At 68.3% G+C, this 26,295-nt stretch carries 25 protein-coding genes; 6 read left to right on the plus strand and 19 right to left on the minus strand.

The features are described from left to right. Nucleotides 1–3: 3 nt before the first annotated feature. The 8 genes from KHC23_RS03135 to KHC23_RS03170 form a co-directional block, all read right to left on the minus strand. The gene (locus tag KHC23_RS03135; RefSeq protein ID WP_213369417.1) at nt 4–849 is read right to left on the minus strand and encodes a fumarylacetoacetate hydrolase family protein; all 846 of its coding nucleotides are present in this window, start codon (nt 847–849) and stop codon (nt 4–6) included. A 128-nt stretch (nt 850–977) separates the two neighbouring features. Next, nucleotides 978–2,231, minus strand: a complete 1,254-nt coding sequence (locus KHC23_RS03140; protein ID WP_246544163.1) for an aspartate aminotransferase family protein — start codon at nt 2,229–2,231, stop codon at nt 978–980. Nucleotides 2,232–2,287: 56 nt separating this feature from the next. Then, nucleotides 2,288–3,340, minus strand: a complete 1,053-nt coding sequence (locus tag KHC23_RS03145) for a phosphotransferase enzyme family protein (protein WP_213369421.1) — start codon at nt 3,338–3,340, stop codon at nt 2,288–2,290. Between the two features lie 8 nt (nt 3,341–3,348). Then, nucleotides 3,349–4,158, minus strand: a complete 810-nt coding sequence (locus KHC23_RS03150; protein WP_213369423.1) for a DeoR/GlpR family DNA-binding transcription regulator — start codon at nt 4,156–4,158, stop codon at nt 3,349–3,351. Then, the gene (locus tag KHC23_RS03155; RefSeq protein WP_213369425.1) at nt 4,155–4,949 is read right to left on the minus strand and encodes an ABC transporter permease; all 795 of its coding nucleotides are present in this window, start codon (nt 4,947–4,949) and stop codon (nt 4,155–4,157) included. Before KHC23_RS03155 ends, KHC23_RS03150 begins: the two co-directional genes overlap by 4 nt. 3 nt (nt 4,950–4,952) lie before the next feature. Beyond that, nucleotides 4,953–5,873 carry an ABC transporter permease gene (locus tag KHC23_RS03160; protein WP_213369427.1) on the minus strand — a complete coding sequence of 307 codons (921 nt, stop codon included), beginning with the start codon at nt 5,871–5,873 and terminating at the stop codon, nt 4,953–4,955. 2 nt (nt 5,874–5,875) lie between these two features. Next, a complete protein-coding gene (locus KHC23_RS03165; protein ID WP_213369429.1) occupies nt 5,876–6,985 on the minus strand; it encodes an ABC transporter ATP-binding protein in 1,110 nt (369 codons plus the stop codon). Nucleotides 6,986–7,197: 212 nt separating this feature from the next. Continuing rightward, nucleotides 7,198–8,352, minus strand: coding sequence for an ABC transporter substrate-binding protein (locus KHC23_RS03170; RefSeq protein ID WP_213369431.1), 1,155 nt, complete (start codon nt 8,350–8,352; stop codon nt 7,198–7,200). 252 nt (nt 8,353–8,604) lie between these two features. On the opposite strand from KHC23_RS03170, the gene fabG reads away from it, so the two are divergent. Then, complete coding sequence (fabG, locus tag KHC23_RS03175; protein ID WP_213369433.1) at nt 8,605–9,384, plus strand: 3-oxoacyl-ACP reductase FabG; 780 nt, start codon at nt 8,605–8,607, stop codon at nt 9,382–9,384. Between the two features lie 20 nt (nt 9,385–9,404). Here fabG and KHC23_RS03180 read toward each other — a convergent pair whose 3' ends face one another. Continuing rightward, a complete protein-coding gene (locus KHC23_RS03180; protein ID WP_213369435.1) occupies nt 9,405–10,694 on the minus strand; it encodes a porin in 1,290 nt (429 codons plus the stop codon). A gap of 124 nt (nt 10,695–10,818) precedes the next feature. Between KHC23_RS03180 and KHC23_RS03185 the strand changes: the two genes are divergently transcribed. After that, on the plus strand, nt 10,819–12,858 hold the full coding sequence (locus KHC23_RS03185; RefSeq protein WP_213369443.1) for an NAD(+) synthase: 2,040 nt from the start codon (nt 10,819–10,821) through the stop codon (nt 12,856–12,858). Between the two features lie 53 nt (nt 12,859–12,911). On the opposite strand, the gene KHC23_RS03190 is transcribed toward KHC23_RS03185, so the two are convergent. The 6 genes from KHC23_RS03190 to alr all read right to left on the minus strand — a co-directional run bounded on the left by KHC23_RS03190 (nt 12,912) and on the right by alr (nt 18,683). Beyond that, nucleotides 12,912–13,988: an alpha/beta fold hydrolase gene (locus KHC23_RS03190; RefSeq protein ID WP_213369445.1), complete on the minus strand. Its 1,077-nt coding sequence runs from the start codon at nt 13,986–13,988 to the stop codon at nt 12,912–12,914. 85 nt (nt 13,989–14,073) lie between these two features. Then, nucleotides 14,074–14,931: a PfkB family carbohydrate kinase gene (locus tag KHC23_RS03195; protein ID WP_213369447.1), complete on the minus strand. Its 858-nt coding sequence runs from the start codon at nt 14,929–14,931 to the stop codon at nt 14,074–14,076. A gap of 42 nt (nt 14,932–14,973) precedes the next feature. Beyond that, nucleotides 14,974–15,423: a DUF3775 domain-containing protein gene (locus KHC23_RS03200; RefSeq protein WP_213369449.1), complete on the minus strand. Its 450-nt coding sequence runs from the start codon at nt 15,421–15,423 to the stop codon at nt 14,974–14,976. Between the two features lie 167 nt (nt 15,424–15,590). Further along, complete coding sequence (gene pncA / locus KHC23_RS03205) at nt 15,591–16,250, minus strand: bifunctional nicotinamidase/pyrazinamidase (RefSeq protein WP_213369451.1); 660 nt, start codon at nt 16,248–16,250, stop codon at nt 15,591–15,593. 30 nt (nt 16,251–16,280) lie between these two features. Then, the gene (locus KHC23_RS03210; protein ID WP_213369452.1) at nt 16,281–17,537 is read right to left on the minus strand and encodes a D-amino acid dehydrogenase; all 1,257 of its coding nucleotides are present in this window, start codon (nt 17,535–17,537) and stop codon (nt 16,281–16,283) included. 21 nt (nt 17,538–17,558) lie between these two features. Beyond that, nucleotides 17,559–18,683, minus strand: coding sequence for an alanine racemase (gene alr / locus KHC23_RS03215; protein WP_213369454.1), 1,125 nt, complete (start codon nt 18,681–18,683; stop codon nt 17,559–17,561). Nucleotides 18,684–18,818: 135 nt separating this feature from the next. Between alr and KHC23_RS03220 the strand changes: the two genes are divergently transcribed. After that, complete coding sequence (locus KHC23_RS03220) at nt 18,819–19,280, plus strand: Lrp/AsnC family transcriptional regulator (protein ID WP_213369456.1); 462 nt, start codon at nt 18,819–18,821, stop codon at nt 19,278–19,280. A 6-nt stretch (nt 19,281–19,286) separates the two neighbouring features. Here the strand turns inward: KHC23_RS03220 and KHC23_RS03225 are convergent, their stop codons facing one another. Genes KHC23_RS03225 through KHC23_RS03240 form a run of 4 tightly spaced genes read right to left on the minus strand, consistent with a single transcriptional unit; the run spans nt 19,287 to nt 23,155 of the window. Next, nucleotides 19,287–19,925 carry an HAD family hydrolase gene (locus KHC23_RS03225; RefSeq protein WP_213369458.1) on the minus strand — a complete coding sequence of 213 codons (639 nt, stop codon included), beginning with the start codon at nt 19,923–19,925 and terminating at the stop codon, nt 19,287–19,289. Beyond that, nucleotides 19,922–21,418 carry an FGGY-family carbohydrate kinase gene (locus tag KHC23_RS03230; RefSeq protein ID WP_213369460.1) on the minus strand — a complete coding sequence of 499 codons (1,497 nt, stop codon included), beginning with the start codon at nt 21,416–21,418 and terminating at the stop codon, nt 19,922–19,924. The genes KHC23_RS03225 and KHC23_RS03230 overlap by 4 nt, the downstream gene beginning before the upstream one ends. Before the next feature lie 39 nt (nt 21,419–21,457). Continuing rightward, nucleotides 21,458–22,258, minus strand: a complete 801-nt coding sequence (locus KHC23_RS03235) for a BtpA/SgcQ family protein (protein WP_213369468.1) — start codon at nt 22,256–22,258, stop codon at nt 21,458–21,460. 36 nt (nt 22,259–22,294) lie between these two features. After that, entirely contained in the window at nt 22,295–23,155 is an 861-nt protein-coding gene (locus KHC23_RS03240) for a DeoR/GlpR family DNA-binding transcription regulator (protein WP_213369470.1), read from the minus strand. A 159-nt stretch (nt 23,156–23,314) separates the two neighbouring features. Between KHC23_RS03240 and KHC23_RS03245 the strand changes: the two genes are divergently transcribed. The 3 genes from KHC23_RS03245 to KHC23_RS03255 all read left to right on the plus strand — a co-directional run bounded on the left by KHC23_RS03245 (nt 23,315) and on the right by KHC23_RS03255 (nt 26,259). Beyond that, the gene (locus KHC23_RS03245) at nt 23,315–24,133 is read left to right on the plus strand and encodes an SDR family NAD(P)-dependent oxidoreductase (RefSeq protein WP_213369472.1); all 819 of its coding nucleotides are present in this window, start codon (nt 23,315–23,317) and stop codon (nt 24,131–24,133) included. Nucleotides 24,134–24,309: 176 nt separating this feature from the next. After that, a complete protein-coding gene (locus KHC23_RS03250) occupies nt 24,310–25,449 on the plus strand; it encodes an ABC transporter ATP-binding protein (protein WP_213369474.1) in 1,140 nt (379 codons plus the stop codon). A gap of 12 nt (nt 25,450–25,461) precedes the next feature. Next, nucleotides 25,462–26,259, plus strand: coding sequence for a carbohydrate ABC transporter permease (locus KHC23_RS03255; protein WP_213369475.1), 798 nt, complete (start codon nt 25,462–25,464; stop codon nt 26,257–26,259). Nucleotides 26,260–26,295: the final 36 nt, after the last annotated feature.

Here is a 26,295-nt window from a genome sequence, read left to right on the forward strand (position 1 = left end):
AACTCAGCCCGCCGCGACGGTGCGCTGCTCCTGCACGCCGAGCCCGTCCACCGACAGCCGCATGGTCTGGCCGGGCTTCAGATAGACCGGCGGCTTCATGCCGAGCCCGACGCCCGGCGGGGTGCCGGTGGTGATGATGTCGCCGGGCTGCAGGCCCATGAACTGGCTGACATAGGCGACGATGGTCGGCACGTCGAAGATCATGGTGCGGGTCGAGCCGGTCTGGCGGCGCACGCCGTCCACCTCCAGCCACATGTCGAGCGCCTGCGGGTCGGGGATTTCGTCGGCGGTTACCAGCCAGGGGCCGACGGGGCCGAAGGTGTCGCAGCCCTTGCCCTTGTCCCAGGTGCCGCCACGCTCCAGCTGATAGGCGCGCTCGGAGACATCATTGACCACGCAATAGCCGGCGACATGGGTGTAGGAGTCGCTCGCCTCGATATACTTTGCCGGCTTTCCGATCACGATGCCGAGTTCGACCTCCCAGTCGGTCTTGGTCGAGCCGCGGGGAATCTCGACATTGTCGTTTGGCCCGACGATGCAACTGGTGGGCTTCAGGAACAGTACCGGCTCTTCGGGTATCGGCATGCCGGCCTCCTGCGCATGGTCGGTGTAGTTCAGCCCGACGCAGACGAACTTGCCGACCCTGCCGACGCAGGCGCCGAGGCGCGGGGCGCCTTCCACCGCCGGCAGTGTGGCGGGGTCCATGGCCCGGATACGGGCAAGGGTGTCGGGTAGCAGGGCCTCGCCGGCGATGTCGTCCACGTGCGCCGACAGGTCGCGCAGCACGCCGGCCGTGTCGAGCAGCCCGGGGCGCTCGCGCCCGAAGTCTCCATAGCGAACCAGCTTCATCGTGCGTCCTCCCAACTGTAGGCACCTTGCGCCGGGCCGGTGCCCTCAGGATCGAGACCTAGCGGCAAAGACGCGGGGCGTCGAGACCGCCGCCGGCGTGTTGCCGCCTGCGCCGTGAGTGGCATCCGTCAGGCCAGGAGTTCTTCCATGGCATCGACCAGCGTGTCGACGTGTTCGGTGGTCACGCATAGTGGCGGCCGGATCTTCAGCACATTGCCATAGCGGCCTGCGGCGCCGATGAGGATGCCGTGATGGCGCAGCCCGTTGATCAGCCCTTTGGCGATCTCGGGCGCCGGACCCCGCTCGGTACCGAACTCGACGCCGACATAGAGGCCCGCCCCGCGCACGGCGGCGATCGGCGCGCGTGCCTGCAGCCGCTTCAGCCTTGCGTCGAGATGGCGGCCGACGCGGGCGGCGTTGGCGATCAGGCCGTCCTCCTCGATCGTCTCCAGCACGGCGAGCCCGGCGGCACAGGCGGCGGGGCTGCCGGCGAAGGTGTTGAAATAGCCGAAATCGGCGCAGAAGGCGGAAAGGATCTCCGGCCGGGTGACGACGCCGGCGATGGGGTAGCCATTGCCCATCGGCTTGCCCATGGTGACGATGTCAGGCACCACGCCATGACGGGAAAAGCCCCACATGCCCTCGCCGGTGCGCCCGAAGCCCGGCTGAACCTCGTCGGCGATAAACAGCCCGCCGGCGGCGCGCGCCACCTCGACCGCCGCCTTCAGGAAGCCGGGCGGGTCGGCATAGACGCCATCCGACGAGAAGATGGTGTCGACCAGCAGTCCGGCGAAGCCGATGCCGTCCGCCTCCAGCGCGGCGATCTCGGCCCGCACCGCGTCGGCGAAGCCCTGCGCCACATCATTGCCGAACAGCGCCGGATCGGGCGCCGGCACCATGCGCACATGGCGCGGCGGCGCCCCCGTCTTGTAGGAGGAGGGAGAGACCTCGGTCACCGCCGCGGTGTTGCCGTGATAGGCGGTGCGGGTGACGACGATGCCCTCGCCCCCGCTCACCTTGCGGGCGAGCCGCAGGGCGAAGTCGTTGCTCTCGCTGCCGGTGCAGGTGAGCACGACATTGCTCAGCGCCGCCGGAAAGGTGGCGAGCAGTTTCTCGGCGTAGTCGTGGGCCACGTCGAACAGATAGCGCGAATGGATGTTGAATTCGCCGATCTGGGCACGAACCGCCTCCACCACCTTGGGGTGGCAGTGCCCGACGGTGGGAACATTGTTGTAGAAGTCGAGATAGGCCCGCCCGTCCGAGGCATGCAGATAGGCCCCTTCCGCCCGCACGATGCGCAGCGGCTCGTCATAGAACAGCACCGAGCCGGCGCCGAAGCTGCGCCGCCGGCGCTCCACCAGCGCCGCCACGTCCGGCGCCATCGGGCCGGTGGCATCGGAAAAGGCATTCAGCGAGAGGATCTGCAATTCCTGGCTCTTCACGAGGCGACCCTCCCGGCTGAGGTGGCGGAGAGGCCCGCGTCGCGGCCATCCACCTCGTAGCGATCAAGAAAGACACGGGCGAGTTCGACCGTGCCCCGGGTGTAGCCCTCTCCCATGGCCTGCGCCGTCGGGGTCTCCGCATGCGAGGCGATCCAGGCGGTGAGCAGCATGCGGCGCAGCATGATGAAGACCGGCAGGATGGCGCAGTCCTCGTCGCTGAGCGGCGCCACGCTGCGATACCCTTCGATCCAGGCCGCCTGAAGCGCGGGAACGAAGGGTTCGTGCTCGCTGAAGCTGATCGCCGCCGCGAAGTCGTAGAGATACCAGCTGAAGCCGCAATCGTCGAAATCGATCACCGAGAGCGTCTCACCGTCGACCAGCAGGTTGGCGACCCGCATGTCGGCATGGACCAGACCGAAACGGTCTTCTCCGGTGCCGTAATCGTCCAGAAGCGTGCGCAGCACCCGCGCGGCGCGCTCAAGCACGGCGCGGCCCGCCGCGTCGAGCCCGAGACCGGCGCGCCAGTCGCCCCAGAGCTGGACCTCGCCCAGCATGGCGTCGTAGTCCCAGCGCTTGCGCGTGAAGCCCTCGGGCCGCTGCCAACTCCGCGCGTGGCGATGAAGCCGGGCATTGATGGCGCCAAGTTCGCGGAACCAGCGGGCGAGGTCATCGCCTTCCGCCGGCTCCCGGCCCGCGACCAAATCGAACGCCACGGCGTGGCGGATCGTGCCACCATCGCCGATCTCGGCGATGAGCCTGCCATCGGTCTGGGGCACCGGGGTCAGGGTCGGCACCACCTTCTCGCGTCCCAGCGCGGCCAGCCAGGCGAGCTCGGACTCGATCTCGTCGCGGCTGTGATAGCCGGGCCGGTGCACGCGGAACACCAGCTCGCGGACGGTGGCCGGGTCATGGGCGCGGAAGGTGGCGTTCTCGGAAATGGTCAGCAAATTCAACCGCGTCTCGGATGACAACCCCCAGCGGGGCAGGGCGGTGCGCAGCCCCGCCTCGAGCCGCGACAGGAAGGCGTCGTCATACATGGGCTGGGTCATGGCGTGTCCTAGGCGTCGGCGACGGTGATCTCGACCCGCGCCCGCCCGAGCGCGCGCGCGACCGCGCCCTCCGGCGGCTGGTCGGTGACCAGGCGCTGAATCTCGGGAATGCGTGCCCAGATCGCCAGCGAGGGCACGTCGAACTTCTTGTGGTCGGACACGATGATGGTTTCCGCCGCACGGTTCATCATCGCCCGGTAGACCCAGGCAGCGGGGGCTTCGGCGTCGGCGAGGCCGTCCGTGGTGATGCCGGAAACACCGAGAATGGCGCGGTTCACATTGTAGTTCTGCAGGAACTCGGCGGTCTCGACCCCGACCATCATGCCCTCGCGGGCGTTGTAGCGGCCGGGGCACATGATGACATCGATGGTCGGGTTGGCCGAGACCACCGTCGCCACCGAGAAGGAATGGGTGATGACGGTGAGGTCCCGGCACGCGGCGGCCATGCGGCGGGCGACATGGGTGGTGGTGGCGCCGGCGCCGATGGCGATCACTTCCTTCGGCTTGATCAGCTTCACCGCCGCCGCGGCGATGGCCTCGCGCTCGGCAACCATCAGCCCGTGCCGTTCCGTCACCGAGGGTTCGGAGGCGAAGGGCCGCACCGCCCCGCCATAGGTGCGGTTGATCAGCCCCTTCTCCCCCAGCTCGAACAGGTCGCGCCGGATGGTCTCGGTTGAGACGTTGAGTTCGGTGGCGAGGTCGCCGACCCGCAGCGTGGCGGAGGCCCGCATTTCCGCGAGGATGCGCGCGTGCCGCGCCGCCTTGTCGAGGCGCGGGCGGCGCCGGTCGGTCACCGCCATGGCATCGTCTGTGCTCATGCGGCGGCCCGCCGGCGCGCAAGGATGCCGACCAGCCCGCCCGCCAGCAGCAGCGCTGCCGCCCCGAGCGTCGCCATGGTGCCGAGCGCCGGCACCATCGGCGTGTAGCCGGCGACCATCTTGGCGTAGAGCCATTCGGGAATCGTCGAGTCGGCACCGGTCGTGTAGAGCGAGAGCGGGAAGTTGCTCCAGGATAGCAGGAACGCGAACAGCATTCCCGACCAGATGCCCGGCCACAGCAGCGGCAGCGTCACCTCGCGGAATACCTGGATCCGCGAGCAGCCCAGATCATAGGCGGCTTCCTCCAGCGAGGCGTCGAAACCATAGACCTGGATGGCAATGATCAGCGTCACCACCGGCACGATCCACACCATGTGCGCGAACACCGCCGTCATCCAGCTGGTCTGGATGCCGACCGCGTTGAAGCCGAGCAGCATGGCGAGGCCCAGCACCGGCTGGGGAAAGAAGATCGGCAGCAGGATGAGCTTCTGGTAGAGCTTGCGCCCCTTCCACTCGTAGCGGGCGAAGGCCAGCGCCCCGAAGGTGGCGATGACGACGGAGAACACCGTCACCAAGAGCGCGATCGAGATGGAGGTCTTCACGATCATGCCGATCTCGATCGAATCCAGTGTCTTCTGCCACCATTCAGTGGCGTAGGTCCTGATGGGGAAGCCGAAATAGCGGCTCTTGTTGAAGCTCGCCAGCGCCCCGCAGACGATCGGCAGGTAGATCGCGACGAGGACAAACAGCGTCCAGGCCCAGATGGCCGCCTTGGTTCGCCTGTGTTCCATGGCTCAGCGCTTCCCCAGCATGCGGTCGAGGTCGAGCTTCGACAGGGCGAAAAGGGTCAGCGCGCCGATGAAGAAAGTGACGACCACCGCCAGTGCCGAACCCAACGGCCAGTTTTGCGAATAGGTGAAGGCGATCTCGATGTCGTGCGAAATCACGATGATCGACTGCCCGCCGAGGATCTTCGCCTCCGCCGTGGCGCCGATGGCGAGCACGAAGGTCAGCAGCATGCCGATCAATATGCCGGGCATGGCGAGCGGCAGTTCGATCTCGCGCCAGATGAACAACCGTCCGGCGCCGAGATCGCGCGCGGCGTCGACGAGGTCGCGCGGCACCAGGGCGAGGCCCAGCGTCATCGGGAACAGCATGAAGGGCAGGTAGGTGTAGACCATGCCGAACAGGGTGATGCCGGGCGTGTACAGCACCTCCGGCCCGCCGGGCAGGCCGAGCCACTTCAGCGAGCCGTCGAGCACGCCGTTCCGGATGTAGAACAGCACCCAGCCATACAGGCGCACATTCTCCGAGACGAAGAGCGGGAACACGAACAGCACGCTGATCAGCGCCGACCAGCGCCCGAACACCATGTTGAGCCCATAGGCGATGGGATAGGCAACGACCGCCAGAATAGCGACGGTGAACAGCGCCAGCCCACACGACCAGAAGAAGGACAGCCACACCGTGTTGGCGGGGTCGAACAGGGTGGCGAAATTGGCCAGGGTGAAGCTGGAGAACACATCGAAGCTGCGCGGCGTGGCGAAGGCGTAGCCAAGGATCGCCACCAACGGCGCGAGAAAGCCAATGCCGAGCAGCAGCGCGACGGGGAGCGCGCAGCGGGCGCCGACCGACAGCAGCCGGTCCTGGCGAAGCTGCGCCGGGCTTTCCGCTGCGGCCTGCCGCTCGGGATGGGCGATGGCGAGATCGGCCATGCTCAGCTCTCCAGCGTGAAGGCGTCGGCAGCGTCCCAGCCGAGCGTCACCCGGCGGTCGGCGCTGGAAGGCAAAGCGCGCCCGCGCGACAACTCGACCAGCATGACTTTCGCCCCGACGCGCACCTGGTACTGGATGCGCGAGCCAAGCGAATACTCGTTGTAGACGACGCCCTCCAGCCTGTTGTCGGCACTCTCGCCGGGGGCGAGGATGCGCATGAATTCCGGACGCACCACTACGAAGGCCTCGTCGAGCACCGCGCCGCTGGCCGGGGGCTGCAGGGTGAAGGTGCCGGGCACGTCGGTGCCGTTCCACGCCCCGTCCGGGCCGCGCTTTACCTGGAATGTGTTCACCTCGCCGACGAATTCGCAGACGAAGCGATCGACCGGGGCGCCATAGATCTCCTCCGGCGTGCCGACCTGGACCAGACGGCCGGCGCGCATGACGCCGATGCGGTCGCTCATCACCATCGCCTCCTCCAGCGAATGGGTGATGTAGATGAAGGTCTTGCCGGTTTCCCGGTGCAGGTCCTTCAGTTCCTTTTCCAGCGTCTTCTTCAGCTTGTAGTCGATGGCCGAGAGCGGCTCGTCGAAGAACAGGACCTCGGGGTCATAGGCCAGCGCCCGGGCCAATGCGACGCGCTGGCGCTCGCCGCCGGAGCACTTCATCACGTTCTTGTCGAAATAGCTTTCCGGCAGCCGCACCACACGCATCAGCTCCAGCGCCCGCGCCTTGCGGGCGGCCGCGTCGACGCCCTTCACCTTGAGCGGGAAGGCGATGTTCTCGCCCACGCTCTTGTGCGGGAACAGGGCAAGCGACTGGAACACGAGGCAGGTCGGCCGCCTGTTCGGCGGCACGTCGTTGATCAGCTCGCCATGCAGCGTGATGTTGCCCTCACTCGGCGTATCCATGCCCGCGAGCATGCGCAGCAGCGTCGTCTTGCCCGAGCCGGAGGGGCCGACAATGGTGAGGAACTCGCCCTCGCGCACGTCGAGATCGATGCCCTGGACGGCATCGAATCCGCCGAAGCTCTTGCGCAGGCCGACAAGCTGGAGGATCGGCTTCGGCGGCGATGCGGGGTCGGGAAGGGCAGCCGGCGAGGTCAGGAGCATCAGGTCTTCCGTCATGGGTCGGGGCGTGTGGTCGCCGGCGGGGAAAGCGATGGAGAGACGCGGGCGGGCGCCGTGTGCGTCCTTTGAGGCCCGACGCTGGGCGCCGGGCACCTCAGGATGACGAGGGTCTATCGCGACCCGTCATGCTGAGGTGCGGGGCAACGCCTCGCCTCGAAGCACGCAGAAGGAGGCCACCTTCACGGCGGAGCGCCCTACCCCCGCAGGCGCTTGGCGGCGTTCATCAGATCGAGCGCCTTGTCGTAGTCGGGCACGATGTCGTACTCGGCCGAGCGGTCCATCTCCTCCTGCAGGCTGTCCCACTGGATGGCGTCCAGCTCATCCTTGGTGAAGAGGTCGAAGCAGGCCTTGTTGCCCATCTGCGAGACCGGGTTGAACGTGCCCTCGGCGAAGGCCACGGTGTGCGCGACGTCGGGCGCCTGCACATATTTCAGGAAGTCGAGCGCCAGCGGCGACAGGTTGGGGTTGTTCACCGTCGAGGTGATCTCGATCCAGGCGATGCCACCCTTGCCGCCGGGCAGCGGGCCCTTGAGCGGGGTGATGCCGCGCAGATTCGGGTAGCCGTCGGCGCGGGCGGGGGAGACCGAATAGGTGCCGCCGGTCATGTGCAGGTCGATCTCGCCGGAAATCAGTGCCTGGTTCATTGAGGCGATGTCGCCGATCAGCTTGGCGCCCTTGAAAACGCGCTTGGCGGTCTCCTCGAACTTGGCCAGTTCATCCGGCGTGTGGGTCTTGAACGGGTCGATGCCGGCGATGATGAAGATGTTGAAGACGTTCCAGTCGTCGGATTCGAGAATGCCATACTTGCCGGCGAGGGCGGGATCGTTGAACAGATCCCAGCCGGTGTCTTCCGCCGTCTTGCGGCTCACCTTGTCGGTGTTGACGACATAGCTGTAGGGCCCGAAGCGCTGGGCCATGCCGATCAGCTCGGAGCCGTTCTCGCTCATCGCCCATTTGTAGGGCGGCTTGAACATGGGCAGCATGGTCTCGAAGAACGGCTCGAACTCGGCCTTGGGCAGTGGCTTGATCAGCTTCTCGGGCAGCATCACCTTGCGCGCCCAGGGATTGTTGACGTTGATCAGGTCCCAGGTATTGACCTCGCCGGCGCGCAGCCGGTTGATCATGGTGGGGTCGTTGGTGAGGCTCTCCGCCTTCACCGTCGCCCCGGTCTTGGAGCGGAACGGGTCGAGCACCTGGGCCGAGTTGTAGCCCTCCCAGCACAGGATGTTCAGCTCCTTCTCGCGCGCCGCGAACGCCTTGTTGGCGTTGAACAGCGGACCGGCGGCGGCGAGCGCGCCAAGGCCCGCTCCCATGCCCTGCAAGACCGACCTTCTCGAAATATGCGCCATCTCGAAGTCCCTCTGGATTGTTGGCGCGGAACCTTGGGCGGCCGCGCATTCATTCGTCATCCGGCGTGGGGCGGATGTGGGAGAAATGTTGGATTATGTGTGATCCTAAACATCTGGATTTGGGCTTTACAACACCAAATTTGCGGCTCAACCTGATGAAAAGGCAGGCAGCCTGTTTTGACGGCACGCCGGTCGCCGGCGGTATACTTTGCCGCGCAATAAACTCCAGAGATCAATCGGGAATAGCCGCTTATGTTCACGTCGCTTGAAGGCAAGACCGTCATCGTCACTGGAGCCAGCAAGGGGATCGGGCGCGGCCTCGCCTTGCGCTTCGGCCAGGCCGGGCTCAACGTGCTGGTGGTGAGCCGCGCGCTCGCCGAGGCCGAGAAGGTCGCCGCCGAAATCGGACCCAACGCCTCCGCCTTCGCCGCCGACGTGACGAAGGCGGACGATATGGCGGCGATGGCGCAGGCGGCGCTGGAGCGCTATGGCGCCATCGACGTTCTCTGCGCCAATGCCGGTATTTTCCCGGCCGCCAAGCTCGGTGCCATGACGGGCGAGGATTTCGACCATGTCATCGGCACCAATCTCAAGGGCACCTTCCTCTCCGTCTCCGCCGTGCTACCGGCGATGAAGGCGGCGAAGAAGGGCCGCATCGTCATCACCTCCTCGATCACCGGGCCGATCACCGGCTTTCCCGGCTGGACCCATTACGGTGCTTCCAAGGCCGGGCAGATGGGCTTCATGCGCACGGCGGCGATCGAGCTGGCGCCGTGGAACATCACCGTCAACGCGGTGATGCCGGGCAACATTCTCACCGAGGGCATGGAGGGCATGGGTGAGGCCTATATCGCCTCCACCGCCGCCTGCGTGCCGATGAAAAAGCTCGGCAGCGTGTTCGACATCGCCAATGCCGCGCTGTTCTTCGCCAGCGAGGAGGCCGGCTACATCACCGGGCAGGGCATGGTGATCGACGGCGGCCAGGTGCTGCCGGAATCGCCGATGGCGCTGGACGAGATGGGCACCGCCTGACGCGCGGCTGCCGGCGCGCCTCAGAAGGTGGCGGCGAACATCAGCATGATCTGGTTGGCGGCCTGCGAGGCGAGCGGCAGGCCGTTCGCGCTCGGCCGGAAATCGTCGGCGCTGTAGAGGTTGTAGTCATATTGCAGCGTGACGGTGAACGGGCCGGCCGGCGTCCAGTTGAGGTTGGCGCCGACGTTCCAGTTGCCGATGCCGGAGGTGCCATAGGTGATCTGCGCCAGCGGGTCGGCGATGTCGAAGCGTCCATAGCCGCCGAACACTGCCGAGTTCCAGCGCGGGCTCCAATTGTGCAGATACTGGCTGACCACGCTCCAGCCGCGCACCCTGGCGAGCGAGCCGTCGAGGCGCTGGAAGGCGTCGGGGGCATCGAACCGGCCGCTCGGGTCGATGAGGCCGAGATAGGAGGTGGCCCCGTCGGCATAGGCGGCCTGAAGGTACAGCGTGTCGCCGGTGGCTATGAAGGGCAGGTTGAACATCACGCCGGCCTGCAGCGCGTAGCCCCAGTCATCGGTCGAGGCGCCGATCCGCTCGCTGACCGGCGCCTGCGCGATCTGGTGCAGGGCGCCCGACAGCAGGAAGTCCCCCCAGTCGCCGCTCTGGCCGAAGGTGGCGACAATCTCGGGCCAGCGGGTCGTCCCGCCGGTGTCTGCGTCGTCGTCGAGGGTCGGGCCGGGGCTCGCCACCACCGGCAGGATGCCCTGATCGCGCGCGCTCGATCCTTCCAGCGAGAGCTGGGCAGCGAACCCGTGCGGCAGGCTCCAACTGTGGCCGAGCACGGGAAGCTGGGTCTGGTCACCGACGGTGGCCGGGTCGGTGCCCATGACATCGGCGTTGGCGTAGAAGTCGAAGAAGGACTGCGTATAGCCGAAGGTGAAGCCGGCGAACTCGATATGCATGTCATAGGGCTGGAAATCGGCCCCGTTCTCCCGTCCTTCGCCCCACGGCTCGGCCGTACGCCAGATGATCCGCAGATCGGTGTAGGAGCGCAGCGTGCCGTATTCGGTCCGGGTGCGCGCATCGGTCAGCAGGCCGAAGGTCGAGACCCAGTAGGTGCGGGCATTGGCGGCGGGATAGTCGGTGTAGCTGTTGGAGTAGGTCTCGTTCCACAGATAGCCGCCGAGCCGCAGGCAGGTGTCGGAGCCGGGAATGTACATGAAGCCCGGCCCTTGCGCCTTGCACGCGCGCACGTAGCGCTCAGTGAGCGATGTCGGGATATCGCCTGCACGCGCGTCCGGCGCGAGCAGGCTGGCCACGGCGGCCAGCAGCGCCGCCGCGCCGGCCCGCACCGGGGCGGCCGTCATCCACCTCGCCAAGGCGTCGGCTGGGAGCGGCGGCTGGATTCGGCCGGCGTGCGATGTGGCTTTTGCTGGTTCGCAGCACATGAGCGGTTAAATATCAGCCTGCTTCCGCAATGATGAGGGCGTAATGGCCGATTCGCATTGTCTCTATCGCCACGGCTTCCTGCGGGTCGGCACCGGCGTGCCGCGTGGGCGCGTGGCCGACCCCGGCTTCGCGCTTGCCGAGCATCTGGCGCTGGCGCGCGCGGCGGACGCGCGCGGCGTCGGCGTGCTGCTGTTTCCCGAACTCGGCCTGTCCTCCTATGCCATTGACGACCTGCTGTTCCAGGACGCGCTGCTCGACCGGGTGGAGGCGGCGATCGGCGACCTCGCCGCCGCCTCGCGCGCTCTTTTCCCCGTGCTCGTGGTCGGCGCCCCGCTGCGGCGGGAGGGGCAGCTCTACAATACGGCGGTGGTGATCCATTGCGGCGTGGTTCTCGGCGTGGTGCCCAAGAGCTACCCGCCAAATTATCGCGAATTCTACGAGCGCCGCCACTTCACCCCCGGCCTCGGCACATCGGGCATGATCGCGGTGGCGGGCGTGGAAGCGCCCTTCGGCACCGATCTGCTGTTCCGTTCCGGGGGCGAGGTGCCCTTCACCTTCCATGTCGAGATCTGCGAGGATCTGTGGGTGCCTCTGCCGCCCTCCACCCGCGGCGCGTTGGCCGGGGCGGAAGTGCTGCTGAATCTCTCGGCCAGCAACATCACCATCGGCAAGGCGCGCCATCGCCGGCTGCTCTGCGCCAGTCATTCCGCCCGCTGCCTCGCCGCCTATGCCTATTCGGCCGCCGGGCCGGGCGAATCCACCACCGATCTCGCCTGGGACGGGCAGGCGGCGATCTTCGAGAATGGCGAGATGCTCGGCGAGAGCGAGCGCTTTCCTGACCGGGCGACGCTGCTTGCCGCCGATGTCGATCTGGAGCGCCTGCGGCAGGAGCGCATGCGCACCAACACCTTCGGCGACTGCGCGCGGGATGAGGCGGCGGGCGATTTCCGCAAGGTCGGCTTCAGCCTTGGCGCGCCGGCGGCCCCGGTGGCGCTGGAACGGCTCATCGAGCGCTTCCCCTATGTGCCGGCCGATTCCGAACGGCTCGCCGAGGATTGCTACGAGGCCTACAATATCCAGGTGCAGGGGCTGGCGCAGCGCCTTGCCTCCTCCGGCGTCCGGCGGGCGGTGATCGGTGTCTCGGGCGGGCTCGATTCGACCCAGGCGCTCTTGGTGACGGTGCGGGCGATGGACCGGCTGGGGCGCCCGCGCAACGACGTGCTGGCCTATACGCTGCCGGGCTTCGCCACTTCCGACGCCACCCGCGCCAATGCGCTGGCGCTGATCGAGGCGCTGGGCGTCACCGGCGGCGAGATCGACATCCGTCCGGCGGCGCGGCAGATGCTGGCCGATCTCGGCCACCCCTTCGCGAGAGGCGAGCCAGTCTACGATGTCACCTTCGAGAACGTGCAGGCGGGGTTGCGTACCGACTACCTGTTCCGCCTCGCCAATCAGCAGGGTGGGCTGGTGGTCGGTACCGGCGATCTCTCCGAGTTGGGGCTCGGCTGGTGCACCTATGGGGTCGGCGACCACATGTCCCACTACAACGTCAATGCCTCGGTGCCGAAGACGCTGATCCAGCACCTCATCCGCTTCGTCGCCGCTTCCGGCGACGTCTCGGCCGCGACCGCGCGGGCGCTGGAGGCGGTGCTGGCCACCGAAATCTCGCCCGAACTTGTGCCGGCGGAAGCGGGCGCGACCATCCAGTCGACCCAGCAGGTGGTGGGGCCTTACGCGCTGCAGGACTTCAACCTGTATTACCTCACCCGCTACGGCTTCCGCCCCTCGCGCATCGCCTATCTCGCCGCACGCGCCTGGGGAGACGCCTCGCGCGGCGCCTGGCCGGCCAACATCCCGGCGGAGGACCGGCGCGCCTATTCCCGCACCGAGATCAGGCACTGGCTGGCACTGTTCCTCAAGCGCTTCTTCGCCAACCAGTTCAAGCGCTCGGCGCTGCCCAACGGGCCGAAGATCACTTCCGGCGGCTCGCTCTCGCCGCGCGGCGACTGGCGCGCACCGTCCGATGCCGGGGTGCAACTGTGGCTGGACGAACTCGACGCCAACTTCCCGGACGAGGCGTGAGACGGCCAAAGGCGTGAGACGGGGGCTCCGCCTCGACGCAGCGGGGCGGGCCGTCAGGCGCGGGCGGCGATCCAGTCGGCGATGCGCGGCCAGACCAGCCTGTGCGCCTGCCGTCCGGCGAGGATGGCGAGGTGCTGCAGCCCGACGCCGATCTCGGCGGGGTGCTCGATGATCGACGTGCTGCCGGGGGCCATCCGCGCGAAGAACGGCGCCACGGCGGCGCGCGGGCCGATCTCGTCGGCCGTGTTGACCGCCGCCAGCGCCGGCAGGTGCAGATCGGTCGGCCCGAGCCTGCGCCCGCCCACGGCAAGGTTGCCTCCGGCAAAGCGGTCCTCGCGGTAAAGCCATTCCACCATCTGGTGAACCAGGCAGCCGGCCAGCGGCACCTCGTCGAGCGCCCAGCGGGCGATCCGCAGATGCAGCGCGAGCGCCGCCGGGTCGGCGAGGCTGAGCGCGCCATCCATCCAGCGCGACCAGACGAAGGTGCCCGGCGCCAGCAGCGCGCAGGATTGCGCCAGCCTTGCGCCGGGCACGAGGCCGTCAGCAGGCGTGTGATCCTCGTGCGCCACCACGCTGTCGCGAAAGGCGCTCGACCCCGCCGCGAAGCTGAGCGGGGAGGCCAGAACGACGAGGCCGCGCAGCCGCTCCGGCTCCAGCGCGCCGGCGATGGCGGCCAGCGTGCCGCCGAGCGAATGGCCGATGACGACCGGCACCTGCCCGCTCTCACGGGCCACCGCCGCGGCGGCGGCGAGAATGGCGCGCGCATAATCCTCCAGCCCGTGCGGCGGGCCTCCCTCGACCGGCGGGCGCCAGTCGGCAAGGAAGACGTCCATGTCGCGCTCGAGGCAGAAGCGCACCACGCTGACCTCGGGCGTCAGGTCCCACACATAGGGGCGCTTGATCGGGGCCGGCACCATGAGCAGCGCCGGGCGCGGGTTCGCGGCCGTGCCCCGGTAGCGTCGCAAGCGCCAGAGCGGGGCGTCGGCGGCAATCTCGTAGGGATGCTCGGCGACGCCATAGCCGAGCAGGTCGAGCGAGCGGACCTGCATCTGGCGCCACTGTTCCATCGCCCCGGCCTGAGCCGTGCGCAGGCCGGCGAACGGGTCGGGGAACGGCGCGTAAGGCGACATGTTTCCTCCTTTGCCGGCGCGGGTGGAACCCGTCCCGGCACCGCGGCCAGCTTACCACGGCGAAGGCTGTCTTCCTTGACGCGGGTCAGTCGGCCGCCGCCAGAACCGTGGTCAAAGGCAGCGGCGGCGGGCGCTCGAAGCCTTCGCCGGCCGTGAGCTTGCGCGCGGCGATTTCGTTGCCGCGCCGCACCGCCGCTTGTGCCACCTCGCCGGCCAGCCAGCCATCGATGAAACCGGCGGCGAAGGCGTCGCCCGCGCCGGTCGTGTCGGCCGGAGCGGCCAGCGGCGGCACCGCGATGAGGCGCCGCGCCTCCGCTTCGTGCAGTTGCACCGGCCGCGCCCCGTCGGTCAGCACCAGCGCGGCGAGAGCCGGCCCGCCGATCTCCCGCGCCTGCCGGAAGGCGTCGGCACCGGCGAACAGCGCGTGGTCGGAAGCGGAGGCGACCAGCACCTGCGCCGGACGTCGCTCGGTGCGCTCCAGCGGCACCTGCGCCATCACTGGCATGCGCGCGGCGAGCGCCTCCAGCACCGCCGGCGCGGCGCGGCGGATATTGACATAGGCGATGTCGGCGGCGAGCGGCGGCAAGGCGGTGAGCCGGCGCGATTCCGTGGTGGCGGGGGCAATGATGGTCCGCTCGCCGGCGGGGTCGATGAGGATATCCAGCGGCACCGTCGGCTCCTCGCCGGTGCGCAGATGGGTGAGGTCGAAGCCCATCGCCTCCAGCCGGGCCCGGCAGGCCGCGCCGGCGGCATCGGTCGAGAGCGTTGCGGCGAGGGTGACGCGATGGCCGAGCGCAAGCAGCGCGGCGCCGGTGTTGAAACCGCCGCCGCCGAGGCGAAGCACGAGATCGTGCCGGGTCAGCCGGCCGCCGGCCCGCAGCGGCGCGTCGAGCCGCCAGAGGCGATCGACATTGACGCTGCCGACGACGAGAATGTGCGCCATCGCTCTTCCGTGCGGCGGCTCGCTCCGGCCGTCGCGCCGGTGCTAGAGCCGTCCTTCCTCGAATTCCTCGCAGGAATAGCCGAGCAGGGACAGTCCCTCTTCAAGGAAATCGCTCAGCAACGGCAGGCCGAGCAGATAGTCGGCGGTCCGGCGATTATAGGCCTGCGCCGCTTCCTCGCGCACATCCGCCCAGTCGTCGGCGACGTAATCGTCGCGGCCGAGCCAGGCGAGGGTCACGAGGTCGATCTGCTCGTCCTGCGTCAGGGCGTCGATGAAGCTGGCCAACTCCTCTTCCACCGGATCGTCGCCATGGTCCTCCAGCACCTCGATGTCGCCGTCATCGGAAGGGTTGGAGCCGGGGTCGGGTTCCGTCACCTCGTCCTTCACGTCGAATTCACGCGCCTTGACGATGATGAAGCACACCTTCTCCGGCGAGATGGAGAGCGGGGACTCATCGTCGCTGTCGGCGGCCGGGGGAATGTTCGCCTGCATGTCGCGCCTCCTGTGACCGATGAGACTCTAGGGCCGGCATTAGCAATGGCCAGCGGCATGGCACGATAATCCGCCGCGCCCGTCGCCGCGCCCGTCGCCGCGCCGTGCGCCGTGGCAATGCCGGGCGTGGCGGCGATGCGCGGGCGCGCGGCCGTCAGCGTCGGTCGTCAGCGCTCAGCACCGCCCCGGATTGCGGAAGACTGCGCGCAGGCGATGCCGAGCGTCTGGAACTGCGCCCGGGTCGCCGCCTCCGAGCTGTCGACATCGATGCTGCGGCAGGCGTCGTCGACCACCACCACCTCGAAGCCGCTGTGGAGGGCATCCTCTGCGGAATAGCGGACGCAGAAATCGAAGGCGAGGCCGGCCAGGAAGACGCGGCGCAGCCCGCGCTCGCGCAGATAGCCGGCGAGGCCGGTCGCGGTGCGGCGGTCGTTCTCGTAGAAGGCCGAGTAGGAATCGATCGTCGGGTGGTAGCCCTTGCGCAGCACGAGCTGGGCATGGGGAATGTCGAGATCGTCGCGGAACGCCGCCCCGCGCGTGCCCTGCACGCAATGTTCCGGCCACAGGATCTGCGCGCCATAAGCGACCTCGATGGTCTCGAACGGGCGGGCGCCGGGGTGGGAGGTGGCGAAGGACAGATGACCGCGCGGATGCCAGTCCTGCGTCAGCACCACATGGGCGAAATGAGGCGCAAGCCGGTTCACCACCGGCACCACCTCGTCGCCCCCCGGCACGGCGAGGCGGCCGCCGGGGCAGAAATCATTCTGCGGATCGACCACGAGAAGCAGGTCGCCGCTGCCGGGCCGATAGGTCTCGCTCGTGGTCATGCGCCGTCATCCCCGCTGCTCCATCGGAGCCTAGCGGCCATAGCGCGAGAGCGCGAGGTCGTCGCTGGCGATCTCCGGCTCCCGGCCGCTCATGAGGTCGGCGAGCACGCGGCCGGAGCCGCAGGCCATGGTCCAGCCGAGCGTGCCGTGGCCCCCGTTGAGGAACAGGTTGGCGTAGCACGTCGGCCCGACGACCGGCGTGCCGTCCGGGGTCATCGGCCGCAGCCCGCTCCAGAAGGTCGCCTGGCGCTGATCGCCGGCACCGCCGAACAGCTCTTCCACCGAATGCTCCAGCGTCGCCCGTCGGGAGGGCGGCAGGTCGAGATTGAAGCCGGCGATCTCCGCCATGCCGCCGATGCGGATGCGATCCCCCAGCCGGGTGATGGCGACCTTGTAGGTCTCGTCCATCACGGTGGAGACCGGCGCGCGCGCCTCGTCGATGATCGGCACGGTGAGCGAATAGCCCTTCACCGGGTAGACCGGCAGGTCGAGCCCGAGGGGGGCGAGGAGGGCCGGCGCGTAGCTGCCCAGCGCCACCACGAAGGCATCGGCGGCGATGGCGCCGTCGGCGGTGGCGACCGCCTCGATCCGGCCGCCGGAGAGCTGCAAGCCGCGTATGTCGAGGCCGTAGCGGAAGCGCACGCCGAGCCCCTCGCACAGGCTTGCCAGCGCGGCGGTGAATTTGTAGCAGTCGCCGGTCTCGTCGGTCGGCAGCCGCAGCCCGCCGACGATCCTGTCCGCCGAGGGCGCGAGGCCCGGTTCGGCGGCGACGCAGCCGGCGCGGTCCAGCACCTCGAACGGCACGCTATCCCCGGCCAGGATCTCGACGTCCTTGCCGATGCCGTCGAGCTGCTTCTGCGTGCGAAAAACCTGCAGCGTGCCCTGCATGCGCGCGTCATAGGAGATGCCGGTTTCAGTGCGCAGCGCAATCAGGCAGTCGCGGCTGTATTGCGCGAGGCGCACCATCCGGCCCTTGTTGAGCGCATAGCGGGCCTGCGTGCAATTGCCGAGCAGCGCCAGCATCCAGCGCCAGGTGGCGAGGTCCGCCATCGGCTGGATGACCAGCGGCGCGCGCTTCATGAACAGCCATTTCAGCGCCTTCATAGGAATGCCGGGCGCCGCCCAGGGCGAGGAATAGCCGGGCGAGACCTCGCCGGCATTGGCATGGCTGGTCTCCAGCGCCGGGCCCGGCTGGCGGTCCAGAACGGTGACCTCATGGCCGGCGCGTGCGAGGTAATAGGCGGAGGTGACGCCGATCACGCCGGCACCGAGAACGACGATCTTCATGCGTATGTCCTGTCGTTCCGCTCAACGCGCGAGGCGGTGGAAGCGCGCCCCGAGGCCGGTGAGAATCTCATAGGAGAGGGTGCCGGCGTCCGAGGCGAGGGCGTCGAGCGTCTGGTGCGGCCCGATCATCTCCACCAGGCTGCCGAGGCGGAGCGCGCCGGGCGGCAGCGCCGTGACGTCGACCGTGAGGCTGTCCATCGAGACCCGGCCGACGATCGGCAGGCGGGTGGCGCCGGCATAGGCCGCGCCGCGGTCGCTCAGGCTCCGCGGCAGCCCGTCGGCATAGCCGGCGGCGAGGGTGGCGAGCCGGCGCTCGGAACGGGTCACATGGGTGCCGCCATAGCCGATCCGCGTGCCGGCCGGCACAGTGCGGGTCTGGATCACCCGCAGGTCGAGCCGGACTACGGGTTGCATCGGGTTGGGGCGGGCGAGGTTCGGCGCGCCGCCATAGAGCGCGATGCCGGGGCGCACCAGCGCGCCGTGATAGTCGGCGTCAAGGAACAGGCCGCCGGAATTGGCGAAGCTCGGGGTGGCGCCGGGAAAACGGGCGGCGAAGCGGCGCATGGCGACAAGCTGCTCGGCGTTCTGCGCGCTCAAGGGATCGTCGGCGCTGGCGAGATGGCTCATCACATGGAGAACCTTGATGCCGGCCAGACGCACGGGTGATTCCGCAAGCAATTCAACCTCTTCCGGCGACAGACCGAGGCGTGACATGCCGGTATCGAACTGGAGGAGGGCGGGCAGGATGACGCCGCGCGCCAGGGCAAGGCGCGACCAGTTGTCGAGCTGCTCCAGGCTGTTGAGCACCGGGATAATGCCGGCTTCAGCGCAACGGGGTTCGGCGCCGGGCTGCAGGCCGTTGAGCACGTACAACTGCGCGTCCGCTGCAAGTACAGGCTGCAGATCGAGTGCCTCGCCGAACTGCGCGATGAAGAAATCCCGGCAGCCTGCAGCGTAGAGTGCGGGAGCGACGCGGGCGGCGCCGAGGCCATAGGCGTCCGCCTTCACCACCCCGGCCACCCGCGCCGGGCCGGTCTGCCGGCACAGAAGCCGGTAATTGGCGGCAAGCGCGGCAAGATCGACCGTCAGGACGCCCGGCGCGGCATCTGCCGCCTGCCGCTGTGCTTCCGAAATCTCGCCGAACATCACCCGTCCTCGCGGCTTGCCGAACGAGGACCAATCATAATGCAGGTATCGCGCATCTGCCGGGCGATTCGTGCGTCAGATTTTCAGTAAGTACCCTTTCATGCAAGGATCGTCGATCTTCTGGAAGAATCGCTCATGAGCGCGCTTGACCCTATCGACCGCAACATATTGCGCCTGCTGCGGCTCGACGCGCGCATGCCGACCGCCCGCATCGCCGAGGAAGTGGGGCTGTCCGCCTCCTCCTGCCTGCGCCGCATCAGGCTGCTGGAACATGGCGGCGTCATTCGCGGCTATACCGCGCTGGTCGACCATTCCGCCCGCGAGGCGGCGATGGCCGTGATCATCAACATCACGCTGGAGCGGCAGACCGAGGATTATCTCACCCGCTTCGAGACCGCGGTGCGCCGGCATCCCGAAATCCAGGAATGCTATTTGATGACCGGCGGCTCGGATTATCTACTGCGGGTGGAGGTGGAGAGCGCCGCCGAGTTCGAGCGCATCCACACCGAGATTCTCTCGACCCTGCCGGGGGTGCTGCGCATCCATTCCAGCTTCTCGATCCGCAACGTGCTGGCCACCCGACGGCGGGCGAAATAGCGCCGGTCAGGAAAACAGCGGCAGCAGGTTCTCCAGCCGGTCGATCTCGAGGTCGACCCGCTCGAAGCCGCCGCCGCTCGGTGTATAGCCGACCACGAACAGCCCGGCGGCGCGGGCGGAGAGTGCGCCGGACCGGCTGTCCTCCACCGCCACGACGGTTTCCGGCGGCAGGCCGAGCCGTTCGCAGGCGCGACGATAGGGCTCGGGGTCCGGCTTGCCACGCGCCACGTCGTCGAGGCTGAGCGAGAAGGCGATGGCATCCGCGATGCCGAGCGCGGCGATGTTGGCGTCCACCACCGAGCGGCTGGAATTGGAGACGCAGGCCTGCGCCACGCCGAGCTTGGCCAGCGCGCGGATGGTGGCGACCGCGCCGGGCAGGGCGACCAGGCTGTCGCGGTTGTCGACGTAATGCGCGTCGATGCGTGCCGCCCATTCCGCCTCGACGATCTCCGCCGGCAGGCGGGGCGAGACCTGCTTCCACACATCGCCCATATGGATGCCGCGAAACGCCTGGTCGGGCAGGTCGGCGATGTCGGCGCCGAGCGCCCGGCAGGCGGCCACGAGGGCGCGGTGGTGCAGCGGCTCGCTGTCGATCAGCGTGCCGTCAATGTCCCAGGCGACCGCTTTCAGCGCCGGGCGGCTCATGAGGGCCGGCCTTCGAGGCGGCGGTAGAGATCGCGGTAGCGGGCATAGCCCGTCGCATAGGTGCCGGCGTGGGCCGGGTTCGGCACCAGCGTCTCGTCCTGCTGCACGAAACGGGAGATGCCGGTCCATTGCGCCGCGCCGATGCCGACGGCCGCCGTCCAGGCGGCGCCGAGCGAGGAGCCGGGATGACCCTTCAGCCGGTGCAGCGGCTGCTGCAGCACGTCGGCGACGATCTGCATCCACACCCGCGAATTGGAGCCGCCATCGGAAACCAACACGCGGCCGGCATCATGGCCCATGTCGTGCAGCACCTCGACATGGTGGGCGCAGGCATAGGCGTAGCCTTCCAGAAGCGCCCGCCAGACATGACCGACATCGTGCGAGAGGGTGAGCCCGTCGATCACCCCGCGCGCGGCCGGGTCGTGGATCGGCGTTTTCTCGCCGAGGAAATAGGGCAGCACGGTCAGTCGGTCGGCGCCGGCCGGGCGGGCGTCGGCAAGCCGGTCGAGATGCTGGTGCAGGGTGAGGCCCGCCTGCTCGGCCACCGCTGCCTCGCCGCCGGCAAAATTGCGCGCGAACCAGTTGAGCCCCGAGCCGCCGGTCGCCATGCAGCCATTGGGCATGTAGAGGCCGGGAATGAGGTGGTAGTCGAGATAGAGCCGCGGGTCCGGCTTCACCTGGTCGGTGGCGACCAGAATGTCGATGGCACCGCCGAATTTCAGCAGGATGTCGCCGCGCTGGGTCACCCCCGCACCGAGCGCGGAGGCGATCATGTCCGCCGCGCCGCCGATGACCGGCGTGCCGGCGGCGAGCCCGGTCTGCGCCGCGCCCTCCGGGGAGACGCGGCCCATCACCTCATGCGAGGCGGTCTTGCGCGGGATAGCGCTGCGGGGAATGTGCGCCCAGGCGACGAGGTCGTCGTCGATCGCATCGCGGGAGACGTCGACGAAGCCGGCTTCCAGCGCCCAGTTCTGCTCCACCGCCCGCTCGCCGGTGAGGCGCCAGTTCACATAGTCATAGGAGCCGAACACGGTGGCGATGTTCGCGAACACATCAGGCTCATGGCGGGCGATCCAGCGCAGCTTGGCGGTGACGAGCTGCTGGTTGATGCCGTTGCCGGCCCTGGCGATGAAGGCGGCCTCATTGCGCTCGGCCCGCAGCTCCGCCACCTCCGCACCGCAGCGCCCGTCGCTCTGCTGGATCGAGGGGCGAAGCAGGCGTCCCTCGGAATCCAGCAGCACCACCGCCGGCAGCATGCCGGTGACGCCGACGGCGGCGATCTCGGCGGGGTCGATGCCAGCCTGGTCGATCAGTTCGCGGGCAATGGCGCCAACATTGGCCCACCACTCGCCGGGGTCCTCCTCGGCCCAGCCGGCATGCCGCGAGCTCAGCGTGACCGGCCGCGACGCCACGCCGAGAATCTCGCCCGGCAGCCGAAGCAGCAGGCCGATGGTCGAGGTCGTGCCGATATCGAGGCCGAGGACGCAGCTCATGAAGCAACCGGGAGGGAGAAAGGGACGGGCGACGGGCGGTCAGCGGATGGCGTTAACCACATCCATGAAGCGCGACACCCGCGCCTGTTCCACCGCGTTCCAGGTGTTGCCGTCGACCTTGAAATGGGTGCCGATGACGACGCCGGAGGCGACCGAGAAGATGTCGCGGATGTTGTCGATATTGACGCCGGTATTGGCGAAGATCGGCACGTCCTTCACCGTCTCCGCCACCTTCTTGAGGTGCGACTGGTCGGCCGGCTGGCCGGTGATCGGCCCGGAGACCAGGATCGCGTCGGCGATGGAGGAGAACACCGCGCTCTTGGCCCGGAGCTCGATCGGGCGCTGGTCGAGCGAGTGGGCGAATTCGGCATTGATGTTGAAGAGCATCTTCATGTCGTCGCGCTTCAGGTCGTGGCGCAGCCGGGCCGCCTCGGCGCAGTTCGGCTCCCACAGACCCATGTCGGAGGCGAACAGGCCGGTGAAGATCTCGCGCACGAAGGAGGCGCCGGTGACGGCGCCGATGGCGACGGTGGCCACCGGGTCCCAGAGATAGTTGACGCCGAACGGCACCTTGAGATGCGGCTTCACCGCCTGCACGATGGCGGACATGGCGGCGATGGAGGCGGGCGAACCCTTGAAGACGTAAGGGCGGTCGTTCTCGTTGCCGAACATGATGGCGTCGACGCCGCCGGCCTGCAGCTTCTCGACATCCGCGAGCACGCCCTCGATCAGCTTGTCGAGCCCGCCATCGGCGTCATAGAGCGGCGCGCCGGGCAGGGCACCGATATGGGCCATGGCGATGACGACCTTCTTCTTGTCGCCGAAACACTCGAAAACCATTCCAACTACTCCTTGAGAGACGGGGCGCGGGGCGCCTCAATGTCCGGCGGCAGGCGGCGCGATACGGACCTCGACACGCGCCGCGGCGAGCGCGGCGGCGATGCGCGAGGGCGGCTCGGCGTCGGTGATAAGCAGGTTGATGTCGGCCAGCGTGCCGACCTGGACCAGCGACATGCGCTGGAACTTGGCGCTGTCGCACAACAGGATGCGGAAGCCCGACCGGCGCAGATAGACGCGCTTCATGTCGGTGTCCTCGAAGGAATAGTCAAAGAAGCCCTCGGCGGTGATGCCGGAGGTGCCAAGCACCGCGACGTCGAACCACAGCTTCTCGAACTGGGCGATGGCGGTGGGGCCCCACACGGACATCTCTTCGGGCCGCACCCGGCCGCCGGCGACATAGACTTCCGGCGCGCCGCCATCGAGGCGGGTGGAGACGCGCAGGCTGTTGGTGAAGACCTTGAGATGGTCGGCCTCGCGCAGATGCCCGGCCATCAGATAGGTGGTGGTGCCGACATCGATGGCGGCGGTGCGATAGCTCGAAACGAGGCCGGCGGCGCAGGCGGCGATGGCCGCCTTGGCTTCGCTGCCGCGGCGCAGGCGGGCGTCGAAGCGCGGCTCCTCGCTGTCCATGGCGACGCTCGCGGGCGCCTCGGCGAGCATCGCCCCGCCATGCACCCGCACCAGTCGGCCCTCGCGCTCCAGCTCCAGGAGATCGCGGCGGATGGTCATGTCGGAGACGCCGAGCGCGGCGGCAATGGCGGCGACGCCGATCGAGCCGGACACTGCAAGTTGGTCGAGGATGCGGGCATGGCGCTCATGCGAGAGCAGGCGCTGGCGGTCCTCGCCGGAAGGCGGCTCGGCAACGGGGTTTTCTGGAAGGGACAATTCTTCGGCCATCGCTCCACCCTGCCTGATCGCGGTCCGTTGCAGGGGAACGGATTCGCGGCCGGTCAGCCAATTCTGTTTACCCGATCAATCGCACAAGATCAAACATAAGAATACACTTGATGTGTGATCATGTTCGGATAGTCTGGCGACGAACACAAGGAGCCGCTCATGAGCCCTCGTTCTGGCCTGATCCCGACCACTGCGCCCGTGCCTGCCTATCACGAGCTGAAGGGCCGGCTGGCCTTCGTCACTGGGGCGGCGACCGGCATCGGGCGGGCGATCGCCGTGGCGCTGGCCCGGCAGGGTGTGCGGGTGGCGCTCGGCGACATCAATCTCGCCGCGGCGGAAGCGGCGGCGGCAGAGCTTGGCGGCGGTGCCGTTGCCGTCGAGATCGACGTGCGTCAGCGCGCCTCGGTCGAGGCGGCGTTTGCCCGGGTTCTGGAGCAGCTCGGCGGCTGCGACCTGCTGGTCGCCAATGCCGGTGTCTCCACCATGCGCCCGGCGCTGGAACTGACCGACGAGGAGTGGGACTTCAATTTCGACGTCAACACCCGAGGCGTGTTCCTGACCAACCAGATCGCCGCCCGGCACTTCGTGGCGCAGGGCAAGGGCTGCATCGTCAACACTGCCTCGCTCGCCGCCAAGGTCGGCGCGCCGCTGCTGGCGCATTACTCGGCGTCGAAATTCGCCGTGCTCGGCTGGACCCAGGCGCTGGCGCGCGAACTGGCCGGCAAGGGCATCCGCGTCAACGCCGTCTGCCCCGGCTTCGTGGCCACCGGCATGCAGTCGCGCGAGGTGGAATGGGAGGCGAGCCTGCGCGGCGTGACCCCCGGGCAAGTGATCGAGGACTACATCGCCCAGACCCCGCTCGGCCGGCTCGAAGTGCCGGAGGATGTGGCGGATGTGGTCGTCTTCCTCGCTTCCGAGCAGGCGCGGTTCATGACCGGGCAGGGCGTCAACGTCACCGGCGGCGTCTACACGACCTGAGCTTTCGAGCGTGTGCGAATGAGTTCGGATCGCGGATGATTTTCCCTGGAATTAAAACTTGCGATGTTTGATTTTGTGCGCTTACACTTCGCGCATTGCCGGTGGGGCGCCGTGGGTTGGCCCCTCCGGGCCGTGCCACGCACTCGTGTCTTCCCGTCCCGGGCAGAGGATCGCTGATGTCGTCGATCGAGCTCGATCATGTCTCCAAGCTCTACGCCAACGGCGCCTATGGCGTGCGTGACGTGGACCTGTCCATTGGAGAGGGCGAGTTCGTGATCTTCCTCGGCCCGTCGGGCTGCGGCAAGTCGACCACGCTGCGGATGATCGCCGGGCTTGAGGGTATCACCTCGGGCGATCTGCGCATCGGCGGGCGCAGCGTGAACAATGTCGCCCCGCGCGACCGCAACATCGCTGTCGTGTTCCAGTCCTACGCGCTCTATCCGCATATGAGCGTGCGCGACAATATGGGCTTCGGCCTCAAGATGCGCGGCGTCGCCCGCTCCGTCATCGAGGAGAAGATCCGCGACGCGGCGGGCCTGCTCGGCCTCACCCCCTATCTCGACCGCAAGCCTGCGGCGCTCTCCGGCGGCCAGCGCCAGCGCGTCGCGCTGGGGCGCGCCATCGTGCGCGATCCGGTTGCCTTCCTGCTCGACGAGCCGCTGTCCAATCTCGATGCGCAACTGCGGGCGGAGATGCGGCTCGAACTCGTGAAGCTGCACCGCCGGCTGGGGCGCACCATCGTCCATGTCACCCATGACCAGGTCGAGGCGATGACCATGGGCGACCGCATCTGCATCATGCGCGAGGGCCGCATGATCCAGGTCGGCAAGCCGCTGGAGGTCTATGCCGATCCGGTCGACACCTTCGTCGCCCGCTTCCTCGCCACCCCGCCGATGAACCTCCTTCCCGCCCGGCTCACCGGGCAGGGCGACGGGCTGGTGGTGAGCGGTGATGGCTTCACCGTCGAGGTGCCGGACATGCACCGCGCCGCCTACGCGGGGCTGGCCGGGCGCGAGGTGATCTTCGGCCTGCGCCCGGAAGACCTGCACGAGGCGCCGCAGCCGGGATTTTCCCGCATTGAGGTCACGGTGGTGGCGATGGAATCGCTGGGGGTGGAGAACATTCTGGTCGGCCAGATCGGCACCGGAGGAACTGCGGGCAAGCCGCTGGAACTCTCCGCACGGCTGTCGCGCCATTTCACCGCGCCGGTGGGCGCGCGCGTGCCGCTCTATCTCGACCCTCGCCCCATGCACCTGTTCGATCCGGAGACGACGCGGGCCTTCCCCCGTCCCAGCCTCCGCCTCGTGACCAACTGAGGAGGGGGCGGCATGCGGCGCATCGCACTTCATCTGGGGCTTCTGTTCGCCTGCGCCGTCATCCTTGCGCCCCTGCTCTGGGTCATCCGCACCAGCCTGCTGCCCGAGCACCTGTCCTATTCGCCGGAGCTGATGCCGGCCGCGACGCTGGACAATTACGTCGCCCTGTTCACCACCACCCGCTACGGCCAGTCCTATCTCAACAGCCTGATCGTCGCCTTCGGCTCGGTGGTGGTGGCGCTGCCCTTCGCGGCGATGACCGGCTATGCCTTCGCCCGCTTCAAGACCAGCGGCCGCGCCGGGCGTTTCGCCGTGCTGGCGACGCAGATGCTGCCCCCCGTGGCCATCGTGCTGCCGGCCTTCGCGCTGCTGCGCACCGTCGGCCTCACCAATTCGCTGACCGGCCTGATCATCGTCTATGCGGCGGTGAACCTGCCCTTCCTGATCTGGATACTGATGGGTTTCTTCGAGGGCATCCCGGTCGATCTCGAATGGGCCGCTCAGACCGACGGGGCGACCGCCTGGGGCGCGTTCTGGCGCATCGTGCTGCCGGTCTCGCTGCCCGGCATCGCCGCTGCCGGCGTGCTTGGCTTCATCCTCACCTGGAACGAGTTCCTGTTCGCGCTGGTGCTGAGCGGTCCACAGACCGCGACCGTGCCGGTGGCGCTGGCCTCGCTCCAGACCTCCAACGGCGTGCAGATCGCCAAGGTCTCGGCCGGCGTCGTGCTGGCGGTGCTGCCGCTGGTGATCGCCTCGCGCTTCATCCAGCGCTTCATCGTCCAGGGGCTGACCTTCGGCAGCGTGAAATGACGGCCCTTTCTGCCGCGCCCGCCCGGGCGTGCGCCA

The sequence above is a fragment of the Ancylobacter dichloromethanicus genome, assembly GCF_018390645.1.
GTDB classification, from domain to species: domain Bacteria; phylum Pseudomonadota; class Alphaproteobacteria; order Rhizobiales; family Xanthobacteraceae; genus Ancylobacter; species Ancylobacter dichloromethanicus.